This window comes from Lysinibacillus sp. KU-BSD001 (assembly GCF_042920265.1).
GTDB lineage: Bacteria > Bacillota > Bacilli > Bacillales_A > Planococcaceae > Lysinibacillus_B.
The window spans coordinates 122,569-145,641 of sequence record NZ_JBDQZI010000007.1; the positions used below are offsets into that span (position 1 = coordinate 122,569).

At 39.2% G+C, this 23,073-nt stretch carries 18 protein-coding genes and 1 other RNA gene; 16 read left to right on the plus strand and 3 right to left on the minus strand.

Annotated features, from left to right (window positions below):
- Positions 1-108 precede the first annotated feature (108 nt).
- From dinG to AAGS61_RS12185, 7 genes are all read left to right on the plus strand, one after another.
- Positions 109-2,895: an ATP-dependent DNA helicase DinG gene (gene dinG, locus AAGS61_RS12155; protein WP_391372202.1), complete on the plus strand. Its 2,787-nt coding sequence runs from the start codon at positions 109-111 to the stop codon at positions 2,893-2,895.
- 75 nt (positions 2,896-2,970) lie between these two features.
- The gene (locus AAGS61_RS12160) at positions 2,971-3,453 is read left to right on the plus strand and encodes a DUF5590 domain-containing protein (RefSeq protein WP_391372035.1); all 483 of its coding nucleotides are present in this window, start codon (positions 2,971-2,973) and stop codon (positions 3,451-3,453) included.
- Positions 3,454-3,466: 13 nt separating this feature from the next.
- Positions 3,467-4,660 (plus strand): pyridoxal phosphate-dependent aminotransferase, encoded by a 1,194-nt coding sequence (locus tag AAGS61_RS12165; protein ID WP_391372038.1) that lies wholly within the window; start codon positions 3,467-3,469, stop codon positions 4,658-4,660.
- A 30-nt stretch (positions 4,661-4,690) separates the two neighbouring features.
- Positions 4,691-5,986 carry an asparagine--tRNA ligase gene (gene asnS, locus AAGS61_RS12170; RefSeq protein WP_391372041.1) on the plus strand — a complete coding sequence of 432 codons (1,296 nt, stop codon included), beginning with the start codon at positions 4,691-4,693 and terminating at the stop codon, positions 5,984-5,986.
- A 113-nt stretch (positions 5,987-6,099) separates the two neighbouring features.
- Positions 6,100-6,813, plus strand: coding sequence for a DnaD domain-containing protein (locus AAGS61_RS12175; protein WP_391372044.1), 714 nt, complete (start codon positions 6,100-6,102; stop codon positions 6,811-6,813).
- Positions 6,814-6,824: 11 nt separating this feature from the next.
- Complete coding sequence (nth, locus tag AAGS61_RS12180; RefSeq protein WP_391372047.1) at positions 6,825-7,484, plus strand: endonuclease III; 660 nt, start codon at positions 6,825-6,827, stop codon at positions 7,482-7,484.
- Positions 7,481-7,822, plus strand: coding sequence for a YpoC family protein (locus AAGS61_RS12185; RefSeq protein WP_391372050.1), 342 nt, complete (start codon positions 7,481-7,483; stop codon positions 7,820-7,822). The genes nth and AAGS61_RS12185 overlap by 4 nt, the downstream gene beginning before the upstream one ends.
- Before the next feature lie 748 nt (positions 7,823-8,570).
- Here the strand turns inward: AAGS61_RS12185 and AAGS61_RS12190 are convergent.
- The 3 genes from AAGS61_RS12190 to recU all read right to left on the minus strand — a co-directional run bounded on the left by AAGS61_RS12190 (position 8,571) and on the right by recU (position 12,895).
- Entirely contained in the window at positions 8,571-9,344 is a 774-nt protein-coding gene (locus AAGS61_RS12190) for a hypothetical protein (protein ID WP_391372053.1), read from the minus strand.
- Positions 9,345-9,601: 257 nt separating this feature from the next.
- On the minus strand, positions 9,602-12,253 hold the full coding sequence (locus tag AAGS61_RS12195) for a PBP1A family penicillin-binding protein (protein WP_391372056.1): 2,652 nt from the start codon (positions 12,251-12,253) through the stop codon (positions 9,602-9,604).
- A 24-nt stretch (positions 12,254-12,277) separates the two neighbouring features.
- The gene (gene recU, locus AAGS61_RS12200) at positions 12,278-12,895 is read right to left on the minus strand and encodes a Holliday junction resolvase RecU (protein ID WP_391372059.1); all 618 of its coding nucleotides are present in this window, start codon (positions 12,893-12,895) and stop codon (positions 12,278-12,280) included.
- Positions 12,896-13,045: 150 nt separating this feature from the next.
- Here recU and AAGS61_RS12205 point away from each other — a divergent pair, with 150 nt between their 5' ends.
- The 9 genes from AAGS61_RS12205 (at position 13,046) to AAGS61_RS12245 (ending at position 22,944) form a co-directional block, all read left to right on the plus strand.
- On the plus strand, positions 13,046-13,243 hold the full coding sequence (locus tag AAGS61_RS12205; RefSeq protein WP_391372062.1) for a molecular chaperone: 198 nt from the start codon (positions 13,046-13,048) through the stop codon (positions 13,241-13,243).
- A gap of 44 nt (positions 13,244-13,287) precedes the next feature.
- Positions 13,288-13,653, plus strand: a complete 366-nt coding sequence (locus tag AAGS61_RS12210) for a YppE family protein (protein ID WP_391372065.1) — start codon at positions 13,288-13,290, stop codon at positions 13,651-13,653.
- Positions 13,646-15,928: a DEAD/DEAH box helicase gene (locus AAGS61_RS12215; RefSeq protein WP_391372069.1), complete on the plus strand. Its 2,283-nt coding sequence runs from the start codon at positions 13,646-13,648 to the stop codon at positions 15,926-15,928. The genes AAGS61_RS12210 and AAGS61_RS12215 overlap by 8 nt, the downstream gene beginning before the upstream one ends.
- Positions 15,925-17,178, plus strand: a complete 1,254-nt coding sequence (locus AAGS61_RS12220) for a ribonuclease H-like domain-containing protein (protein WP_391372072.1) — start codon at positions 15,925-15,927, stop codon at positions 17,176-17,178. Before AAGS61_RS12215 ends, AAGS61_RS12220 begins: the two co-directional genes overlap by 4 nt.
- 63 nt (positions 17,179-17,241) lie before the next feature.
- Entirely contained in the window at positions 17,242-17,559 is a 318-nt protein-coding gene (gene gpsB, locus AAGS61_RS12225; RefSeq protein ID WP_391372205.1) for a cell division regulator GpsB, read from the plus strand.
- A 54-nt stretch (positions 17,560-17,613) separates the two neighbouring features.
- An RNA gene (rnpB, locus tag AAGS61_RS12230) (RNase P RNA component class B) lies at positions 17,614-18,000 on the plus strand.
- Between the two features lie 85 nt (positions 18,001-18,085).
- Positions 18,086-19,828 carry a putative bifunctional diguanylate cyclase/phosphodiesterase gene (locus AAGS61_RS12235; RefSeq protein ID WP_391372075.1) on the plus strand — a complete coding sequence of 581 codons (1,743 nt, stop codon included), beginning with the start codon at positions 18,086-18,088 and terminating at the stop codon, positions 19,826-19,828.
- A gap of 7 nt (positions 19,829-19,835) precedes the next feature.
- The gene (locus tag AAGS61_RS12240; RefSeq protein WP_391372078.1) at positions 19,836-20,975 is read left to right on the plus strand and encodes a THUMP domain-containing class I SAM-dependent RNA methyltransferase; all 1,140 of its coding nucleotides are present in this window, start codon (positions 19,836-19,838) and stop codon (positions 20,973-20,975) included.
- Positions 20,976-21,042: 67 nt separating this feature from the next.
- Positions 21,043-22,944 carry an ATP-dependent DNA helicase gene (locus tag AAGS61_RS12245; RefSeq protein WP_391372081.1) on the plus strand — a complete coding sequence of 634 codons (1,902 nt, stop codon included), beginning with the start codon at positions 21,043-21,045 and terminating at the stop codon, positions 22,942-22,944.
- Positions 22,945-23,073 lie beyond the last annotated feature (129 nt).

Below are 23,073 nucleotides of genomic sequence, written 5' to 3' on the forward strand. Positions count from 1 at the left end.
TACGGACCTTTTCATGTAAAACGTTAATACCTGTATGTAAAGCATGACCGAACTGTATGTTCTATGATAAAATGCGCATATAATTATGAGGATAGTGAGTTGAGAGCAATGATGGAAAGTCCAAAATACGCAATTGTAGATTTAGAAACAACGGGTCATCATCCAGCCAACGGAGATCGGATGATTCAGATTGCAATTGTCATCATGAAGGATTGGTGTATTGAAAAGACTTTTACATCATTCATTCACCCAGGGAAGCCAATCCCGCTTTTCATTCAAGATTTAACCAATATAACAGATGATGATGTGCGAGATGCTTTGCCTTTTGAGGCACATGCAGATTATATATATGAGTTGTTAGAAGGGGCCGTCTTTGTAGCCCATAATGCAGATTTTGATCTATCGTTTTTGCAGGCAGAGTTTAAACGTGTAGGACTTTCGCAGTGGCATGGCAAAGTGATTGATACAGTGGAGCTTGCGAAAATTGTATTTCCTACAGCGCTAGGTTATAAGCTAGGAGATTTAGCATATGAGTTAGGGATTCAGCATACAAAGGCTCATCGGGCAGATGCTGATGCAAAAGCGACGGCAGAGCTATTAAAAACATGCTGGGATGAGCTACTACGTTTCCCTTTATCAACATTGCAACAGCTACATAAGCGTTCATTTCGTTTGAGGTCTAATTTAGCACAGCTATTTTTTGAAGCACTTCAATTAAAACGTAGCAAAGTGGAACACTATGAAGAGTATATTTTTTACCATCAATTAGCGATGCGAAAGTTATACGTTGGAGGCAAAGATTCGTATCCAGTAGTGAATTATCCCGCTACTCTAACTGAAAAAATAGAAAAGCTAAAGGAAACGGTCCCAAACTTTGAGGAGCGTCCAAGACAATTTCAAATGATGGATTTTGTATGGGATAGCTTAAATCATAAGCAAGAAAGGGTCATCGAAGCTTCAACAGGTATCGGAAAGACGCTATCGTATTTGCTTCCTGCGTTTTATTATGCAAGGAAATCGACATGTAAAGTCGGGATTAGTACGTATACATCACACTTAATGGATCAGCTATTACAAGAGGAAATTCCAAGGCTTGAACGAATCACAGGAGAATCGGTAAACATTGCGCTCCTAAAAGGCATGAATCATTATGTGGACGTAGCTCGTTTTTCTCAGCAATATATGATGCAAGATGATTCTTATGATGAAACGCTCATTATTTTACAAGTACTTGTGTGGCTAACTAAAACGGAAACAGGCGATTTGGATGAAATCAATGTATCTGGTGGGGGACAACTATTCCTGAATAAAATTCGCAAAAACGAAAATTCAATTTTACTACAGTCTGACTTTGATTATTATGAACGCGCGTTACGAAAAGCGAAGTATGCAGATATTCTTTTAACAAATCATGCAATGCTGTTAGCGGATTTGATGCGTCCAACGCCTATTTTTGAGCAAATAGGTGGATGGATTATTGATGAAGCACATCAATTTGTGCAAGCTGCTATTACGCAAGACGAAAAATTATTTTCGTTTAAAAACTGGAAATACCTTTTTGGACAGATTGGGATATACACGGATGAAGCGCAGTTTTATAAATTACAGCGATTGGCATTAAAAACGTATCGTGTACCAATGCAAGTGATGCAGCAGTTAGAAAAATTATTTATGCAAATGTTAGCGAAATTTGATCAAGTAATGCATCATCTTACACATTTATTGATGCAACAATTAAAACGTTCAAATAAACATGATATGAAAACGACGGTGTTTTTAGAGCAACTAGCTATTGACCGTCAACAATTTGAACAGTTTTCTACGATGGTACAACGTTGGCTTGATGCAGCAGAAGAGGTAGGGAAACAATTCGAAAAAAGTGTAGATGAGTTAGCACCAGAACATGTATTTATTTTAGATGAGTGGCGCTTTTGGATACGAGAATACAAATTAGCGATTGCACAGTGGGATGATGTATTTTTACGTTCCAATACCGAGTACTCAACGTGGATTGAGGTAGATAGACGCAGTATCCCAAGCTCCCTGCAACTACTGAAAAAGCCGATTCAAGTGACATCCACCATTGAACAATTGTTTAGTGCATACCGAGAAAAGGTAGGGATTATTTGGACATCGGGCACAATGACGGTACCGCATAATGTCCATTTTATAACCGATCAACTAGGTATTGCGCGTGATGTGCCACTAGAAGTATTACAAGCACCAGCGACTTACTTTAATGGGGCTAAAGCATTTGTTGTAACAGATATGCCGGATATTCAGACGGTTAGTCAATCAGAGTATATTGAAGCGGTTGCTCATGCTGTGACACGTACAGTAAAAACGACAGAAGGACGCTGTTTCGTCTTATTTACATCACAACAAATGTTGCGGGAAACAGTAGAACTCATTCAAGATAGTGGGCTTCTCGATGAGTATATGGTATTTGCCCAAGGTGTGACACCAGGTAGTCGCATGCGTCTTTTAAAAGCATTTCAAAAGTTCAATCAGTCTGTCTTATTTGGTACAAATAGCTTCTGGGAAGGGGTAGATGTACCAGGGGACGGTCTTGCGTCAGTCATTGTTGTACGATTACCGTTTTCTTCGCCAGATGAGCCAACATTCAAAGCACGTGCTAATTATATACAGGCGCAAGGGAGAAATTCGTTTACTGAACTTTCTCTTCCAGAAGCCATTTTAAGATTTAAGCAAGGGTTTGGTCGTCTAATCCGTTCGTCACAAGATAAAGGGGTATTCATTGTACTAGATCGACGAATTGAAACGAAATCTTACGGACATGAGTTTATCCATGCATTACCACCGATTTCTGTACAAAAACTATCACTGCGGGATATGGTATTAGCACTTGAAGATTGGTATAATAATGAACGATGAGGAAAGAAAGCAGGGTAGCAAGATGAAGCGACTAGATAAATATTTTTCGGCATATAGATTAAAGAAGGTGGTACGATGAAAAATTGGCTCATTTTCGGCATCATATTTATGATTTCGTTAGGTCTTGCTATCGTTTCTTTAGTCCTTTGGAAAGCCGATGCTCCATTTAATAAATGGGAACAAAAAGCAGAGGATTTAGCCATCGAGTCGAAGTCTCTTGCAATTGTTTCAAATAGTTATGTTTACAATGGGAATAAACCGTATGTTACGGTATTCGGGGAAGATGAATACGGTAAGCAAAAAGCAATATTTGTTCCAATCAGCTTAGAAGAGGATTTGATTCAGGAAGTATTTTTGCAAGACGGTATTACAGAGGAACAAGCTTTATCGGTTTTACGTAATGAAACGAATGTAAAAGAAATAATTCATACAAAATTAGGCTATGAGGAAGCAGGCGCCGTATGGGAAATCACCTATACGAATGACGCAGAGAAGCTAAATTATGTGTATATTTTGTTTGAAGACGGGCAATGGTGGAAACGCATATTGAATTTGTAGAGGAGAGATTTTCTTGAAACAATTATTAGCTAATCGAGTAAAAACTTTAACACCATCTTCAACTTTAGCTATTACAGCAAAGGCAAAAGAGCTAAAAGAGCAAGGGATTGATGTGATCGGCTTAGGTGCTGGGGAACCAGATTTTAATACACCACAAAATATTTTAGACGCTGCAGTTGAATCGATGAACAAAGGGTTAACAAAGTACACACCAGCAGGCGGTTTACCAGTATTAAAACAAGCAATCATTGATAAATTACAGCGTGATAACAACCTTACATACAAAGCAAATGAAGTTATGGTCGGTGTTGGGGCGAAACACGTATTATATACATTATTCCAAGTGATCCTAAACGAAGGCGACGAAGTAATTATTCCAATTCCTTATTGGGTATCGTATCCAGAACAAGTGAAATTAGCAGGTGGTGTACCAGTTTATGTGGAAGGCACAGCTGAGCAAGGGTACAAAATTACGCCAGAACAATTAGCAGCAGCCGTAACAGAGAAAACAAAAGCAGTGATCATCAATTCACCATCGAACCCATCAGGTATGATTTATTCTCGTGAAGAACTTGAAACATTAGCAAAAGTTGCTGAAGAAAAAGATATTATAATCGTATCAGATGAAATTTATGAAAAACTTGTATACAATGGTGTGGAACATTTTTCTATCGCGCAATTGTCAGAAAATATTAAAGCGCGTACGATTGTTGTAAATGGTGTAGCGAAATCGCACTCAATGACAGGTTGGCGCATCGGGTATGCAGCAGGTAACGCTGATATTATTAAAGCAATGACAGACCTTGCTTCACACTCAACTTCGAATGCTACAACAACAGCACAATATGCAACGGTTGAAGCATATAATGGCCCGCAAGATGCTGTAGAAGAAATGCGCCAAGCATTTGAATCGCGTCTAGAGAAAATCTACCCACAGCTTGCTGCCATTCCTGGCTTTAAAGTGTTAAAGCCACAAGGTGCGTTTTACTTATTACCAGATGTGGCTGAAGCAGCAGCGAAAACAGGCTTTGAATCAGTTGATGCATTTGCAGCTGCGCTATTAACAGAAGCAAATGTAGCAGTCATTCCAGGTTCAGGCTTTGGGGCAGATGCGACAATCCGCTTATCGTATGCAACATCACTAGAATTACTAGAGGAAGCAGTTCGTCGGATTGATACATTTGTAAAATCCAAATGGCAAGACTAATTACTGCTCTCTCATTTTGGAGGACATTGTATGAAGAAAATTATGATCAAGGATATGCCTTCGCATATTGGCGAAACAGTTAAACTAGGTGCTTGGCTAGCGAACAAACGCTCAAGCGGTAAGATTGCGTTTTTACAATTACGTGATGGCTCTGGTTTTGTACAGGGCGTCGTTGTAAAAGCAGAAGTCGGGGAAGAATTATTTGCCGTAGCCAAAGGGTTAACGCAAGAAACGTCGATGTATGTGACGGGTGAAGTGAAAGCAGATGAGCGCTCGCCATTTGGTTGCGAACTGAACGTAACAGGTATTGAAATCATTCATGCGGCAACAGACTTCCCCATTACACCAAAAGAGCACGGAACAGAGTTTTTAATGGATAACCGTCATCTTTGGTTGCGTTCACGTAAGCAGCATGCGATTATGAAAATCCGTAATGAAATCATTCGAGCAACATATGAATTCTTTAATGCAAATGGTTTTACAAAAATGGACCCGCCCATTTTAACGGGATCTGCTCCTGAAGGTACGTCTGAGCTTTTTGCGACAAAATATTTTGATGAAGATGCCTATCTTTCTCAGTCAGGTCAGCTGTATATGGAAGCGGCTGCGATGGCGTTAGGAAGAGTATTTTCGTTCGGTCCAACATTCCGCGCTGAAAAATCAAAAACACGTCGCCATTTAATTGAGTTTTGGATGATTGAGCCAGAAATGGCGTTTGTTGAGTTTGAAGAAAACCTAGAAGTACAAGAGCAATATGTGGAGCATATCGTTCAATCAGTACTGAAAAACTGTAAGCTAGATTTAGAACGCCTTGGTCGTGATACTTCTAAATTAGAAAACATTAAAGCACCGTTCCCGCGCATTTCTTACGATGATGCGATTACATTCTTACACGAGCAAGGATTTGACGATATTGAGTGGGGTGATGACTTCGGGGCACCACATGAAACAGCGATTGCCAATGCATATGATAAGCCTGTATTCATTACGTGTTATCCTGTAGGCATTAAACCATTTTATATGCAGCCACATCCAGAGCGTAACGATGTAGTACTTTGCGCGGACTTAATTGCACCAGAAGGCTACGGGGAAATTATCGGTGGTTCTGAGCGTATTCACGACTATGATTTATTGAAATCACGTCTGGAAGAGCATAATCTTTCAATGGATGCATACGCATGGTATTTAGAATTACGTAAACAAGGGTCTGTACCGCACTCGGGCTTTGGTCTAGGCTTAGAGCGTACAGTAGCATGGATTTCAGGAACGGAGCACATTCGTGAAACAATCCCATTCCCGCGTTTATTAAATCGTTTATATCCTTAATGAAACATGAAAATGACCTATTGTAGATAATAAGACGAGATATAGAAAAAAGAGAGCGTCCGAATGTGGTTTCGGACGCTTTCTATTCTGTAAAAAGAAAGGAGTCTAACAAAATGAATAATGATTACAACCGACTCCGTTCATGGACACAACAACGGCATGTTACTGTGCCACACTTCTTTTTCCAAACATATAAAGAGCTCGGTATACTAGATGATGAAGCAGTTTTAATTATGCATCTGTTAAGCTTCTTTGAGGAAAGTATCGATTTTCCAACACCCGAGGATTTAGCGAAGCGTACGAGCTTTACGGCAAATGATATAACAATTCGCATTCAGCGACTCCTTCAAAAAGGCTTTTTAGAAATTACACAAGGTGTAGACAACAACGGTATGATTTTTGAAAAGTATTCATTATATCCACTTTGGGAGCGCATTATGCAACTACTCGACCAAAAAGCGATGGCCAAATCTGAAATGAGTGCCAAAAATGACGAGGGCGAAATTTTTATGATGTTTGAACAAGAATTTGGAAGATTGCTATCACCGATGGAGATTGAAACGATTTCAATGTGGTTTGATAAGGATGGACACACACCTGCCATTATTAAAGCAGCATTAAAAGAAGCGGTTGTAGCAGGGAAAATCTCACTTCGTTATATCGATCGGATTTTATTTGAATGGAAAAAGAAAAATATTACATCGGTCAAACAAATAGAACAGCATGCGGAGCAATTTAGAAGCCGTTCTGTACAAGTAGTTCAGCCAGCCCATGAACAGCCAGTAAAAAGTGGCATGTTTTATAATTGGCTAGATGAACGGGAATAGGGGGAAGTGACGTGCTAACAAAAGCAAAATGGCTTCACTTTTTAGACGTGATGGATGAGATGTTTCCAGAGGCACATTGTGAGCTTGTGCATGACAATCCATTTGAGCTGACGATTGCGACGCTGTTATCGGCACAATGCACGGATGCACTGGTCAATCGCGTGACAAAAAATTTATTCCAAAAATACAAAACACCGAGTGATTACTTAGCTGTAGATTTAGAAGAGCTACAAAACGATATTCGCTCGATTGGCTTATACCGTAATAAAGCAAAAAATATTCAGCTTCTTTGTCAGAGACTGATTGACGAATACGACGGCGAAATTCCAGCCAATCGGGAAGCGCTTGTCACACTACCAGGTGTAGGGCGTAAAACGGCGAACGTTGTGCTATCGGTTGCCTTTGATATTCCAGCTATGGCCGTTGATACACATGTTGAGCGTATTACAAAGCGTTTAGGTCTTTGCAGGTGGAAGGATTCGGTGCTTGAAGTGGAAGAAACGATTATGAAGAAAACACCGATTGAACGCTGGAGCCGTGCGCATCATCAAATGATTTTCTTTGGACGCTATCATTGTAAGGCGCAAAACCCACAATGTCATGAATGCCCACTATTACCTGACTGTCGAGAAGGGCAAAAGCGTCTGAAGAAGGGATTGGTAAAGCTGTGATTGAAGTAAACAAAGAAGCTCTTTCAAAGGAAACGGTCGATGCATGGTTTGCTCAGTGGGAAGCATTAGAGGCACAAATTCATGCCGCCCACGAAGCAAGAAATGGTGAAGCGAAAAGCTTGATGGAACAAGGTATTGCCCATTTTGAACAGCTTTTAGTAGAATCGGCAACTAGTGAAGTAGGGCTAGATACAGACTTTGAGCTCTATCCGATTAATGGTAGAGAACGCCTTCGCTTTATTAAAGCAAAGCCTGGGCAATACGCTTGCTATCGTCAGCTAGATGAGTTATTCAAAGAAACAAAAAAGCGTGCAGCAAGACTACGTTTAAAGAAATAACTCGTAATGAGCAAAAATGCATCCTAAAAATACCATTTAAATAGTGAAAGGTTTGTATTATAGCCTCCGCGCTCTGCCACAGCCTACACAGGAGCTAAAACAGGCGTGGCCTGTTTGGATCTCCTGTTCCTGCTCCTGACGCTACGCTTTCGTCGCAAAGAAAATCTTGGCTCCTGTGGCTATGGCGCGCTACGGCAAAAGTCAATGCTTCTCGATGTCCTAGAAAAATATTTCTCTTACTAAAAGAAATCATTTTTTCCTATTTACAAGTGTAATTACCCAGCCTTTACCGTCATGCATGAGAATCTTCCTTTATTTTTAGCCAGGTGTGTTGATTAACAAAATATTTCCTTTATAGAAGTGTATTTTTAGCAAAACATGATAAAAAATGACTTGCCAGTTGATTGAAGCGGAATCGGCGAGACTCCTACGGGAATCGCATGAGCTGAAGACCCCGCAGGAAATTTATTTGCGACGAAAGCGTAGCGACAGGAGCACCGAGGTACGAGCGACGAGGAGGCTGAAGCCATGCCCGTGGAAAGCGAGCCGAATGAAGCGGAAATCAACGGTTAAAAAAATAGTAATATATGTTTCAGGATTTGCTCATTCTAATGAAATAAGTTAAATCTCTCAATCATGACAATTGAGAGATTTTTTATTGCATTTTCTGTTATCTAACATATTGCTAGTTAAGTATGTTATTGTGTAAAGATCGATTCGAAAAATGTGATAAGAGGTCGTGCTTACTTTAAGTTGAATTTTTAGAGTACATTTGATTGAAGTACTCATACACTTTTTTAATTTTTTCATCTAAGAAGTTTGTTCGCTCATACAGGATGGAACGTAAGTGATCCGTTTGACGTAATATTTTTTCCATTAGTCCTTCTTGATGATCTACACGATTTATCATTTCCTCTTGTGTTTCTTCCATAGTAGAAATTTGATTGGCTAGTTGTTTGTTCAATAGATGTTGTTCATCTATTTTTTCTACTAACTGTTCATTTGTTGTCCCAACTTGTTCTAATTGAGCAACAACTTCATTATTCATTTGTGCGTATTGATTTAGCTGATTGACAATCTCATCAATTGCCGATGTAAATTCGTGTAGTTGATTTTCTAGTGCGTCATGCGATTGATGAATACTATCGACTTGATTTACTAAGTCTTTCTTCGTTTGTTGCTCATCTATCACGATTGTTTGCAGTTGCATATTTTGGTTTTCGAGCTTTTTTAGCCCATCCATCACTTGTTGTTCAACTTGTTCATGTTGAGCATGCAATGCTTGTAACTCTTTTAACTGTCGATTGATTACTTTCCATTGTCGCACTTGCTGCATGCTAGATTTATTGTGTGCCCGTTTTAAAATATGAATAGCCTGCTGAATCCCCTGATTGGACACTTGTTGTTCCTTGATGAGCTCAGATAAATAATCACTTCGAAACTCGACTTGATGATTTTCAATTAGTGTACTCGTATTTTTAAACAGTTCTGGATGCTGCCTGTTATTCATAAATAGCCCCATTATATCACCCCTTTATAATCCTTTCTTGTATAGTATGCTTATAATAAAGTGACGTGTATTTTGTGAAAAATGCTGAATAACTTCGTATTAAACAATGCTAACGTATGTATCAATGAGGAAGGACTGAATTATGACATTCTAATAAATGCAATGATTGGTTATAATTTCATAGCTGACGAAGATCGATGTATATATTAAATCATAAAAGTAAATCCCCCTTCATTAGCATATTGCCTAATGAAAGGGGATTTAGATCGTTATTCTTGAGAATCTTCGTTATCCTCTATTGGATAATTCGGTTCAGTAGGTGGAGTTACAGAAGGGGGCTGTTCTGGCTGGCCGCCTTGCCCATTACCGTTATTCCCATTGTTGCCGCTATTCCCATTGTTATTACCGTTATTGCCATTATTACTGCCATTACCGTTGTTCCAGTTGTTTTCATTTCCTGGATTCTCCTCGTCGTCGATCTCTGGAGATTCGATATCAGGTTGGTCAGGTTCCTCAGTTGTCGGAGGAGCCCCATCAATATAAATTGATACGCTACCAGGCTCACTTCGGTTTTCCCCTTCGATTGCTACGACAGTAAATGTATAGTTGCTACCTAATTGAATATTTGGCACGGTTACTTGTTTAGCACCTGTCGTGCTAATGACAGTCGCTTCACCACCGTCTACTTGCATCGTTACTTCGTATGTGTAATTTTTAGGCTCACTGCCTTCGCCCTCTTCAGGGAGCTCATTATGCCCCCATGTTAAATCAATGACTTGAGCGACTTCATTATACTCAGCACGTACATTAGATGGTGCTTCAATTTCTTCTGCTTCATAGTTTGTAGATACTTCAGTAGGTACTGTACCGCGAACAAATAGCTCTGTTGATTTTAAATTATCTGGTGTATAGTCACTCGCAAGCTTTAATGGGCTTGTACCTACTTCAATTGTGGCAGAAACAACAGAGTTAGGCTGTTCAAATCGAGTATTTGGTACATTTTTCGATAACCCCGTCATAATAGATTTAAACAATTTCTGAGGTAAGCGACGCTCCTCCCATGTAGTAATAGCATCACTGCGTTGTGAGTATCCACTCCAAATCGCAATCGAGTAATTTGGTGAGTAGCCAACGAACCACGAATCAGGTACTGCTGAAGAACCTAAGTTATATTTAGCGAATTCATCAGCCGAATAGTTCGTTGTCCCTGTCTTACCTGCAATATCCACACCAGGTACATTTGCTGCTGTTCCTGAAGCATTTTGTTTATTACTTACAACGTCACGTAACACATCTGTTACCATATACGCTGTAGAATCGCTCATCGCAACTGTTGGTTGAGGTTCATAGTTTTTCGATGTGCCATCGCGGAATTCGATTTTTGTAATGGCATACGGATCTGTGTATACCCCATTATTCCCAAATGCAGCATAAGAAGCGGCCATTTGGATAGGGGAGATATTAACACGTCCACCACCAATTGCATCAGATTCTACTAAATAATCTACGTCAATACCTAATTTAGAAATGAATTCCTGTGCTTTATCGGTTGTCACTTCTTTTAAGGCTTTTACGGCAGGTATGTTACGAGAGGCATATAATGCTTCACGCATTGTAATGGCACCGAAATATTTATTATCCCAGTTATTAATGTTTTGACTTGTCCCAGTATAAGTCATCTTTTCGTCTACTAATGTTTCACCAGTAGACCACTTTAAATATTCGATGGCAGGACCATAGTCAACAAGTGGTTTTAATGTAGAACCTGGTGCTCGTGATGTTAAATCATAGGCATGGTTATAGGGCCGTTCAGCCCCGTAATTACGACCGCCACCCACTGCAACAAGAGCCCCTGTTTTTGTATCTACAACAGAGACACCTGATTGAATCGAATCCGTTGGGAAATTGCTATCGTTATTCATGACAGATTCGACCATTTCCTGTGCTTGTGGATCGAGTGTTGTATAGACTTTAATCCCTTCAGCAAGCAGTTCTGTGTTCCCATTTGCTTCAAGCTCAGATAATACAACGTCTAAGAATGCAGGGTAATTTGTTACTAAGTTTGTTTTACGTTGATCTTCTGGTAAAAGACCGGCTGTTACATCAACTGTTTTTCCTGCATCCGCGTCAGCTTGTGTAATTTTATCATGTTGCACCATTAAACCTAATACGATATTGCGGCGTTTCTCAGCACGGTCAGGGTGCTTAACAGGATTATAGTTGTTTGGACTTTGAGGCATCCCGGCAAGCAATGCCATTTCATCAAGTGTTAATTCAGAAAGCTCTTTACCGTAAAAGTACTCTGCCGCTGTACCAAAACCGTACACCGTTCCTGACATGAGCACTTTATTAAAGTACATTTCAAAAATTTCTTCTTTTGAATATTTGCGTTCAAGTTGAATCGCTAGCCACGCTTCTTGCGCTTTACGTTCTAATCTTTTCTCATTTGTAAAGAATGAATTTTTTACGACTTGTTGTGTAATCGTACTGGCACCTTGTGCACCAAAGCCATCACGGAAGTTTGCGATGACTGCACCGCCTAGGCGCCATAAGTCTACGCCGAAATGGTCGAAGAAGCGTGCATCTTCTGTGGCGATAATGGCATCGACCATCTGTGTTGGAATTTCATCATAACTAATATATTTCCGTTTTTCATCGACACCGATTGTAGCAAATAATTCGCCACTAGCATCATAAAATTCGGATGAAATCGGGTCTTTTAATAATTCTTCATCGAGTTCAGGTGCTTTACTTACGTAGTAAGCAAATAGACCAGCACCGCCTAAAAAGCCAACGATGCCGAGTGTAACGACGGCTAAAAGTATTCTTTTGAACCATATTTTCATAGGCGAACGTTGTTTTTTCTTTTGTAATTCACGTGCTTTTTTTATATCTTCACGTGTGCGTTTTTGTTGTGTCACGTTGTATCTCCTCACTTTCACAAACTAATTGTTTGCGACAAACTTATTAACGACTAGCAAATAGTCGAGTCGGGGACTAAGCCCGAGTTGTAGTTCCTCCGCTACTTGTTCAAATAGAGCAAGTGGAATTGACTTGCGGCCACCATTGTCCATATTTCGCCACGCTTCTTCAACCATGTGAAAAGGAACAACAAACGTACGTTCAAGCGTTGTAAAGCGAACGATAAAAAAAGCAATTCCCTTTTGTGCAATCACGTCCTGCATATGTTTGATTTGGTGATCATGGATGTTTTTTAGTGGAAAGGAAGTTTTGCTTTCCGTTTCCTTTGCCTCAAAATCGATATAATATCCGTTCCATACTCCATTATAATCGGTAGTCGAAGGAGTACGAAAGTATGCTTCTCGAATAACAGCAGCACTTCGCTTCGGATATTCTACTTTGACGATTTGAATCGGGACAGGTTTCTTGTAAATGCTGGCAATGCCATTTCTCACATAAAAATCATTTGTTTCATTTAAATCATCTTCTAAGCTTTTCCCACGATTACTAAATGAAAGATCTTTTTTCGTTAGCCTTTTTTTTTCAGGCGACTCATTTTGCGTTGGTTGATACACTTTTCCATTTGGATAGCGAATAGCCATGAAATCACCCTTTCCATTTGTTTACGCTTTTTAGTTTACCACAACATCTGTTGAAAAAATGATAGTTTTAGCGAACGATGACTAGTTTTGTATTGCAGCTAGGAACTTTCATTTTTTCGTCTAATATGTGTTCTAAAGGGGGCAGAAACGATGGGTAGAATAAACCGATTATTAAACCTTATTGAATGTATAGACGATTTATTAACAGGGCGTATGGAATATGAACAAATGCAAGTAAAAGCTACATTTAGCACACAACTATTAAAGGCTCATCAAAGAGTTAGCTTAGCAGAAAAAAAGTATTACGTAAAGAATGCATGTTCGTCTGAAAGTAGTGAAAACAATTAGTTTTTGGTACACTAGCAGTAATGAAAAACTTTGAGGTGTACGTGATGGACTTACTAGAAATAACAGCGAACTTACTACATGCATGTGATCAAGCCATTCATCGTTTTTATGACATGCGTGAACGCGATATGGAGCCGGACTTTTTTAAGGAGGTAAAACCGTATGCGGATGACATGCGTACGCAATTACAACAGTGGCAGCAACTCGCTTATGAATGGATTACAGCCAAGCAGCCAAAGTATATGCATAAGCAACAAATCGATCATGCCTATGATGCAATGGAACAATTTTTTGTTCAATCTTTTTATAAACAGACAAGTAAAAAGAGATTCATTCAATCTGTTGAATCAACAAAATATACACTCACTAGTTTGAAACGATATGTAGAGGAAGGCGAGCACCATGTTTAGTAAAAAGAAATCCATTAGTGAACTATTGCAATCATGGCAGTATGATGAAGAGCTAAAGCAACACATTGTTCACTGGCATACGTTAGATGGTAAAGCAGCCGAATATGCGCCGTTCCCTAGCGAGCTACATCCATCTTTAAAAAATGCATTGCAATCGCGCGGCATTGAGCAATTGTATACACATCAGCGTGAAGCATTTGATTTCGCTATGCGTGGTGCTTCCTTTACAGCGATTACACCGACAGCATCGGGAAAATCGCTTTGTTATCATTTACCTGTTTTACAAGAAATCATTCAAAATAAGTCAAGTCGTGCGATTTATTTATTCCCAACAAAGGCCCTTGCACAAGATCAAAAAACAGACTTGAATGAATTAATCGAAGCAACAGAGGAAGAGATTTTAAGTTACACGTATGATGGTGATACAGCGCCAGGCATTCGGACGAAAATTCGAAAAGCGGGTCACATTGTGATGACCAATCCTGATATGTTGCATTCAGGTATTTTGCCCCACCATACAAAATGGGTATCACTATTTGAGAACTTAAAATATATTGTCATTGATGAGCTGCATACGTATAAAGGGGTATTCGGTAGTCATGTTGCCCATGTAATTCGCCGACTACAGCGTATTTGTGCATTTTATGGGTCCAATCCAACATTTATTTGTACATCAGCCACGATTAAAAACCCAAAAGAGCTAGCGGAAAGTTTAACAAATGAAACGCATGAATTAATCACAAAATCAGGTGCACCTATTGGGAAAAAGACGTTTATTTTTTATAATCCACCAATTGTGAATACGACGTTTGGGGTAAGACGTAGCGCGGTGCTAGAAGTGCGTGATTTATCGAAACGATTATTTGAAGCGGGTATTCAAACGATTATTTTTGCGAAATCTCGTGTTCGTGTGGAAATGCTTGTGACCTATTTGAAATCGTTAACGGCAAAAAAGATTCAAGATGAATCCATTCAAGGGTATCGAGGAGGATATTTACCGAGTGAACGCCGTGCCATTGAAAAAGGACTTCGCGATGGTTCGATTCAAGTCGTTGTTTCCACCAATGCGCTTGAGCTCGGTATTGATATTGGACAATTGCAGGCATGTATTATGACAGGATATCCTGGCAATATCGCGAGTGCCTGGCAACAAGCGGGAAGAGCTGGGCGTAGACAAGATGAAGCGCTAATTATTTACGTTGCCCAATCGACTGCATTGGATCAATATATTGTGAATCATCCAACGTACTTTTTTGGAACAGACCCAGAGGAAGTACGCATTAATCCAGATAATATTATGATTTTAATGGATCATTTAAAATGTGCTGCGTTTGAATTGCCGTTTTCGATGACCGATACATACGGTGAATTTACAGTACAAGAATTGCTTAGCTTTTTAGAAGAAGAAGGTGTCCTTGTGAAAACGAGTACACAATGGCATTGGATGAGTGATCGTTTTCCTGCACATGATGTTTCGTTACGTTCTGCCGCCGGGGAAAATGTCGTCATTATTGATATGACACAGCCGAAAAATAAAGTGATTGGGGAAATGGATACGTATAGTGCGATGACACTGTTGCATGAGGAAGCCATTTACATGCATCAAGGTGTTCAGTTCCAAGTAGAAAAACTCGATTGGGAAGAGAAGAAAGCGTATGTGCGAGAAGTCGATGTAGACTATTTTACAGATGCTAATTTAGCTGTTGAGTTGAAGGTGTTAAGCGAGGATAAATCCGCTACGTATAAATCGGCAACGGCAAGTTACGGAGATGTTGGTTTATTGGCGATACCAACTATTTTTAAAAAGATTCGATTTAACACGCACGACAATATCGGCAGTGGTCCAATCAACTTACCCCCAATGGAAATGCACACGAGTGCGACATGGATAAGCTTTGACTTACCGGGAAATTGGTCTGAAGAGCAATTAACAGATGCATTAAATGGAGCAGCTTATGCGATGGGGAGCTTTATTCCGCTCTTTGTGCATTGTGATCGCAGTGATTTATCGGTTGTCCCACAAGTAAAGGCCATTCATAATGAACGTCCGACGATTTTTATTTACGATAGCTATCCAGGAGGCATTGGCTTAAGTGAGCGCGTGTACGATATTTTAATGAGTTTGCTAGAGCGGACAAAGGAGCATGTGGAAAAATGCCCATGTAAATCCGGCTGCCCGTCCTGTATTGGTGCACAAGATAGTATCGGTGAAAGCAAACAACAAGTATTAAAAGTACTGTCTATCCTAATTGAAGAAATGAGCTGGATTCCATGAGTTATGAAAACAAAATTCTTCAAATGAAAAAAATGCTCGGTAAAAAAACAGAGAACAAAGTAGAAAAGCCCGTCTTTCAAAAACCAAACCGACCAAGCTATGTCAAGCAGTGGGAGAACGCTGGATTAACGCTTATTGAAAATGATTTTGGTGTGCTATTTAAACGAGTCGTCACATATCCGCTTGATTATAAGCACGGGGCGTACGAGCTACGTGAGCTTTTTGAGGCGATTCAGCTCTGGGTAGATGCAGGGCATGAGCATCCTTATGCGGTGACGTTTGATGATACACTAGTCTTTTTTGATACGGAAACAACGGGCTTAAAGGGTGTTGGTACACATATTTTTTTACTGGGCTTTTTAGAAACAGATGAAGAAGAATTTACGTTGACACAATATGTGCTTGCTGATCCATCCAATGAAGCGGCATTTTTGTTTGAATCCAAGCTATGGCAAAGGGCAGTGACAATCGTATCTTATAACGGAAAAAGTTTTGACTGGCCGCAGCTTGAAACACGCTGGACATTAAACGGGGCGCATATTCCTCGACTACGCTCGCAAAAACAAATTGATCTTTTACATAGTACGAAGCGGCTATGGAAAAACGATTTGGAAAAGATGAAGTTAACAACGATTGAACAAGAAAAATTAGGTTTTTGTAGGCAAGGTGATATTCCAGGCTTTTTAGCGCCTGTTATATATCTAGACGCGGTAAAAAGTGGTCAGCCAGATGCCCTTATGAAAGTATTACAGCATAATGAATGGGATCTTTTGTCGCTTATTACACTGTATATTCATTCAACCCAGTTGCTCTTTAATCGTCAGTTACAAGATTCTGCTACAACTTATACTAACATCGGGAAATGGTTTAATGATTTAAAGTTAAAGGATACGGGGATGGACGTTCTTTCGACTGTTACAGAAAACTTTGATGTAGCGGATACCGGATTAGCGCATTATTATTTAGCACTTGAACAAAAACGTACTGCCCAATTTGAACTGGCGGTGAAATCTTTTACAAAAGCGCTACCAACGATTGATATCCCTTATAAAATTAAAGCGTATGAACAATTAGCCATCATTGCTGAACATCATCTAAGAGATTACGAGGAAGCGATCACGCATACGCAAACAGGCTTACATTTAATTGGTAAACATAACACATGGTCAAGGGCACAAAAAGATAAGCAAACATTGGCATGGGAAAAACGTCTCCAAAGACTTAGAACGAAGGTAGAAAAATATAAATAACTAGCACTTTCATTCACGTTTTTTTAGAGGCTTTATGTTATAATGAAGCCACGCATGTTAAGTATGGAAGGGCGATGTGAATTGGATATTAAATTAACATCAAAAGATATTTTGGAAAAAGAATTCAAAAAAAGTGTAAAAGGCTATAATATTGATCAAGTAGATCAATTTTTAGATCAAATAATGGAAGATTACGATAATTTCGAGCAAGTCATTAATGAGCTGAAAGCAGAAAATGAACGTTTAAAAGGGGAATTATCAGGTAGTGTTAGAAAACCAGCACCGCAGCCAACTACGAGCAATATGAACTATGATATTTTGAAGCGTGTAGCAAACTTGGAAAAAGCTGTGTTTGGTGATAAGCTTAAGGAAAAACTGTAGTAACATACTTATTGTTATTTTTTTTGATTTCTAGTATAATAGGTGTACATCATGAAATTCGAGTAATCGCTGCGACATATAAATGTTGTAGAGGAAAGTCCATGCTCACACGGATCTGAGATGACCGTAGTGTTCGTGCTTACTGAAAAAATAAGGTAAGGCAAGCGTTAGCTTGACGGCGGAAGGAATACCTAAGTCTTTGGATATGGTAGACACTTCCTGAAAGTGCCACAGTGACGTAGCTTGCTTGGAAACTTGCAAGGTGGAACGAGGTAAACCCCACGAGTGAGAAACCCAAATTATGGTAGGGGCACTCTCCAGAAGGAAACGAACAGATGGAGGGACGCATTAGCTTGCTAATGTGTAGATAGATGATTACTGCCTGATACGTACGAGGGGAGACCCGTTTGAGTACTCAGGAACAAAACATGGCTTACGGAATTTTATTGATGCTTTTTTGATGAATAAAAAAGGCTCTCCATAACTTTTTGGAGAGCCTTTCTTTTAGAGATAAGGGTGAGAAACAATGAGTGAATGTACCACTATAGATGTGGAGAAATATAGATTGCTTTCCCAATATCCAGACTACTTAATCATGAAAATTTTCGAAAATGTTTCGGAAGGCATTATGATTACAGATCAAGATAAAAAAATTATAAGTGTAAATCCAGCGTTTGAATTTGTAACAGGTTATAAGAGCGAAGAAGTGATGGGAAAAAACCCTTCCATTTTACAATCAGGCATCCATGAACTTTCGTTTTATTTAGATATGTGGCGAAGTATACATGAAAACGGCATTTGGCAGGGAGAAATTTGGAATCGCCGTAAAACGGGAGATGTGTATCCTGAATGGCTTACTATTTTTTCCGTCAAAGATTCAGTAGGGAATATTACGAATTATTGTGGTATATTTACTGATTTATCTGAGCGTAAAATCGTTGAAAATGAATTAGAAAAAAGAACATTAACGGATTCATTAACGGAAGTGTGTAATCGTTTTGCCTACTTAGAACGTATGAATACATTGCTTGAGTCGAGTACGAATTTATCACACAATGTACAACATGCCGTATTTTTCTTAGATTTAGATCGTTTTAAACAAGTAAATGAAACACTCGGTCATACGATGGGTGACTTACTATTAATTGAAATTGCTAAGCGGATTAAAGCGCTTTTAAAAAATAAAGACATATTAGCACGATACGGTGGCGATGAATTTGTTATTACGTTAACAAATATTGTCCATCCGCGTGAAGCAGCAAAATTTGCAGAGCAAGTGATTCGTGTCATTGAAGCGCCGATTATTATTCACGGGCAGGAAATTTTTGTTTCTGCAAGTATGGGCATTAGTATCTTTCCAGTAGACGGTCAAACAACGGAAGAATTAGTAAAATGTGCCGATAAGGCAATGTCCTATTCTAAACAAAATGGTCGTAATGGCTTTTCATTTTATTTCGATGACTTAAGTACAGATACGAAACGCGTCCTTTTACTAGATATAGAACTTCGAAAGGCAATTGAACAGCAAGACTTTACACTTTATTTTCAACCAAAAATTGATATAAAAACATTGCAAGTGAATGGTGTAGAAGCACTTGTTCGCTGGCAAAATGAAAAATTAGGGTTCGTATCACCAGCTGAATTTATCCCATATGCGGAGGAAACAGGTCTAATTATCCCTATAAGTGAAATTATATTTGAAAAAGCTTGTGAAGGATACAAGCAATTAGTGGAAGCTGGTTTTCCTAAAATACCGATTGCTATTAACGTATCGAGTATTCATTTCCAACAACAAAAATTTTTAGAGTCAATACAAGCAATACTAGAAAAAAACAATACGTCTGCTCAAAATTTTGAAATTGAAATGACAGAACGTACTGTTATGAATAGCGCGGCGGAAACGATCAGTAAGTTAGTAAAGTTAAAACAACTTGGCTTTAAACTTTCGCTAGATGATTTCGGAACGGGCTACTCATCACTTAGCTATTTAGTAAGATTTCCACTTGATGTACTAAAAATTGATCGTAGTTTTATTCAACATATTTGCTCTCTTGATGACAAACAAGCCGTTGTCGATGCAGTTATTCAAATGTCGCATCGTTTAAAAATGAAAGTTGTAGCTGAGGGTGTTGAAAGTGAGCGACAAGTGGAAATATTAAAGGGAATGGGCTGTGATATTATTCAAGGATATTATTACAGCAAGCCATTGCCCATGAATGAACTGTTAGATTTTTTACAGTTCTGGGAAGTCGAACATCAAGGAAGGTAATACATTTATGACAAAATTTCAATTAGTTGCAACAGCAGCGATGGGTCTAGAATCCATTGTAGCGGAAGAAGTACAAGCTTTAGGCTACGAAACACGTGTAGACAATGGGAAAGTATATTTTGAAGGTGATGAAACAGCAATCGCTCGTTGTAACTTATGGTTGCGTGTTGCAGATCGTGTAAAGATTGTTGTGGCACAATTTCCTGCTACAACATTTGAACAGCTTTTTGAAAGCACGAAAGCAATTGAATGGGAGCGCTATTTACCGGTCGACGCAGCGTTCCCTGTATCTGGGAAGTCTGTGAAATCTAAATTATTTAGTGTCCCAGACTGCCAAGCAATTGTGAAAAAAGCTATTGTTGAACGAATGAAATTCCATTACAAACGGTTAGGCTTTTTAGATGAATCGGGTGCAACATATAAAATTGAAGTGTCCATTTTAAAAGATGTCGCAACTTTAACGATTGATACATCGGGTGCAGGCCTTCATAAACGTGGTTATCGTCAAGTACAAGGGGAAGCCCCATTAAAAGAAACACTGGCAGCAGCATTAGTGAAAGTTTCGAAATGGAATCCGAACCGCCCGTTTGTTGATCCGTTTTGTGGCTCTGGGACAATTCCATTAGAAGCAGCGATGATTGGTCAAAATATTGCACCGGGGTATAACCGTGAATTTATCTCAGAAGATTGGCACTGGATGAAAGCGAAAATTTGGGATGAGGTACGGGATGAAGCGGATAGTTTAGCCAACTATGACCAACCAATCCAAATCATTGGTTCAGATATTGATCATCGAATGGTAAATATTGCACAAGAAAATGCATTAGAAGCAGGTTTTGGGGATATAATTACATTTAAGCAGATGCAAGCAACAGACTTTACAACAAAAGTAGCGGATGGGGTCATGATTTCGAATCCGCCGTACGGAGAGCGTATCGGGGAGAAAGAAGAAATTGAACGTGTCATTCGTCAGCTTGGAGAAGTTATGAATAATTATCCAACATGGTCTGTCTATATGCTATCTTCAATGGAAAATTTTGAGGCACTTTACGGGAAAAAAGCAACGAAAAAGCGTAAACTATTTAATGGCTTTATCCGTACAGATCTTTATCAATTTTGGGGACAAAAGTCGAAGCGCGAAGATTAATCTAGACGGAAGGGGATGGCTCCTTCCGTTTCGCGTTGTAATTTAGGAGTTTTAAGGGAGACGTTATATGAGAGAATCTTTACCATTTGAGTTACAAAAAGACAAATCTTTCTTTGATTCATTAGGAGATTGGTTAGGGGATGTCCTATATGATGAGCTACCAGAAAAGGGATTTGAATGCCGCGATGAACAAATTTTTATGGCCTATCAAATTGAACAGGCATTAAAGGAAAAGAATGTGTTATTTGCTGAGGCAGGGGTAGGCACAGGAAAAACAATTGCTTATTTATTGCCAGCGGTATCGTATGCTCGTTATACAGGACGTCCTGCACTCATTGCTTGTGCTGATGAAACATTAATTGACCAGCTTGTAAAAGAAGGTGGCGATATTCATAAGCTTAAACATGTGCTAGGCTTAAACATCGATGTACGTCTAGCAAAATCACGAGATCAATACTTATGTTTAAAGCGTTTTGAAGAAGCAGAAAAGGTAGAGACAGATGAATGGATTGATGATATCGCCTTTACAATCCCAGAAGAAGTATATGCTTCCGGTCCTCTCACAAAAGCTGTGCCGTATGGTGATCGCTCGGATTTCCCAACGGTTGGGGATGAAGATTGGCAAAAGGTAAATTACAATGCTGTCATGCAATGTGCTGTTTGTGATATGCGAAATCGTTGTGGTCAAACATTGCATCGAATGCATTATCGCCAATCCACGGATTTAATTATTTGTTCGCAAGATTTCTTGATGGAGCACTTAGCAACAAAAGAATCGCGTGAGCGCGAAGGACAGTTACCACTACTTCCGGAAGTTTCGATGATGGTATTAGACGAGGGACATTTACTGGAGTATGCCGCACAAAAGGCGATGACAGTAAAAGTGCAAGCATCAACCATTGTCGGCATGCTAGAGCGTTTAATGGTCGATGGTGTGCGTGAACGTACACTTTATGCAATGGAGCAATTACAAGATAACCATGAGCTGTTTTTTGATGAATTACGCGATTGCCTAGTGGAATCAATGGAAGACCGCAAACGTATTAATAAATCAGAACGTCTTTTATCTTTAGGGAAACAAGTAATTGATGCGGTAGAACAACTGCTTGAAGAATTTGTATTCGAATCAGAGCTTTATATGATTCCAGAATACGAGCTAAATATGGCGGAGGAATTTTTAGAGCAATACGTCGCAGCCATTCGTATTTTTGTAGCACAAGGAGATGCGGTTGATTGGTTAGAAGAAACAGATGGTGAAGAAACACTTGTTATTATGCCGCGCTTAATTACAGAGGTGTTACAAGAAAAACTATTCTCAAAAAAATTGCCGATTATTTTCTCCTCTGCAACACTATCGGTCAATAAAGATTTCTCTTATATTGCTTATAGCTTAGGGATTAAGAAACACCAATCATTTAGCGTACCATCACCATTTGATTATGAAGATGTAATGAAAATTCATGTACATGAGCTATCACAGGAAGAAAAGGCAAGTAAAGTGCAATCACTTCTTCGGGATGGCGAGAAAACGCTCGTGCTATTTAAGTCAAAACAAGCCATGGTGACGTTCAAATCCAGCTTATCTATTATGGACCGTATGTCAGTTGCATTTGAAGGAGATCGGGAATTATCAGCTATCGTGCGTGATTTCCAAGAAGGCACAGTGAAAACGTTATGCTCGTATCACCTATGGGAAGGGTTAGACTTACCAGAGGAAGCATTAACACGTGTCATTATTTTTGATTTACCATTCCCACCGTACGATCCGCTATTTGATGCAAAGCGCTCTTTTGCAGAAAATCCATTTGAAGAAGTGGAACTGCCATTTATGCAACTGCGTTTGCAACAAGGAATAGGGCGTTTAATTCGCACATCGAATGATTATGGGGATATTCATATTTTATTAAATGAACAAGAGGCAACAGTAAAAGCGGAATTTGAAAGCATTTTGCCGGTGGAGCCTTGTTAAAATAAAGCGTGCAGGATAAGTGTGATACTTATTCTGCACTTTTTATATGTTTCATAACGCATTGAATAATTCATATACTTAAGAGAAAAGGTTTTTTCCTGTATTGTGATATATAAGGTAGGGTTATAT

Coding starts and splice junctions, on each gene's coding strand:
- dinG (WP_391372202.1), top strand. CDS start 109: ATGATGGAAAGTCCAAAATACGCAATTGTAGATTTAGAAACAACGGGT.
- AAGS61_RS12160 (WP_391372035.1), top strand. CDS start 2,971: ATGAAAAATTGGCTCATTTTCGGCATCATATTTATGATTTCGTTAGGT.
- asnS (WP_391372041.1), top strand. CDS start 4,691: ATGAAGAAAATTATGATCAAGGATATGCCTTCGCATATTGGCGAAACA.
- AAGS61_RS12175 (WP_391372044.1), top strand. CDS start 6,100: ATGAATAATGATTACAACCGACTCCGTTCATGGACACAACAACGGCAT.
- AAGS61_RS12190 (WP_391372053.1), bottom strand. CDS start 9,344: ATGGGGCTATTTATGAATAACAGGCAGCATCCAGAACTGTTTAAAAAT.
- recU (WP_391372059.1), bottom strand. CDS start 12,895: ATGGCTATTCGCTATCCAAATGGAAAAGTGTATCAACCAACGCAAAAT.
- AAGS61_RS12205 (WP_391372062.1), top strand. CDS start 13,046: ATGGGTAGAATAAACCGATTATTAAACCTTATTGAATGTATAGACGAT.
- AAGS61_RS12210 (WP_391372065.1), top strand. CDS start 13,288: ATGGACTTACTAGAAATAACAGCGAACTTACTACATGCATGTGATCAA.
- AAGS61_RS12215 (WP_391372069.1), top strand. CDS start 13,646: ATGTTTAGTAAAAAGAAATCCATTAGTGAACTATTGCAATCATGGCAG.
- AAGS61_RS12220 (WP_391372072.1), top strand. CDS start 15,925: ATGAGTTATGAAAACAAAATTCTTCAAATGAAAAAAATGCTCGGTAAA.
- gpsB (WP_391372205.1), top strand. CDS start 17,242: ATGGAAGGGCGATGTGAATTGGATATTAAATTAACATCAAAAGATATT.
- AAGS61_RS12235 (WP_391372075.1), top strand. CDS start 18,086: ATGAGTGAATGTACCACTATAGATGTGGAGAAATATAGATTGCTTTCC.
- AAGS61_RS12240 (WP_391372078.1), top strand. CDS start 19,836: ATGACAAAATTTCAATTAGTTGCAACAGCAGCGATGGGTCTAGAATCC.
- AAGS61_RS12245 (WP_391372081.1), top strand. CDS start 21,043: ATGAGAGAATCTTTACCATTTGAGTTACAAAAAGACAAATCTTTCTTT.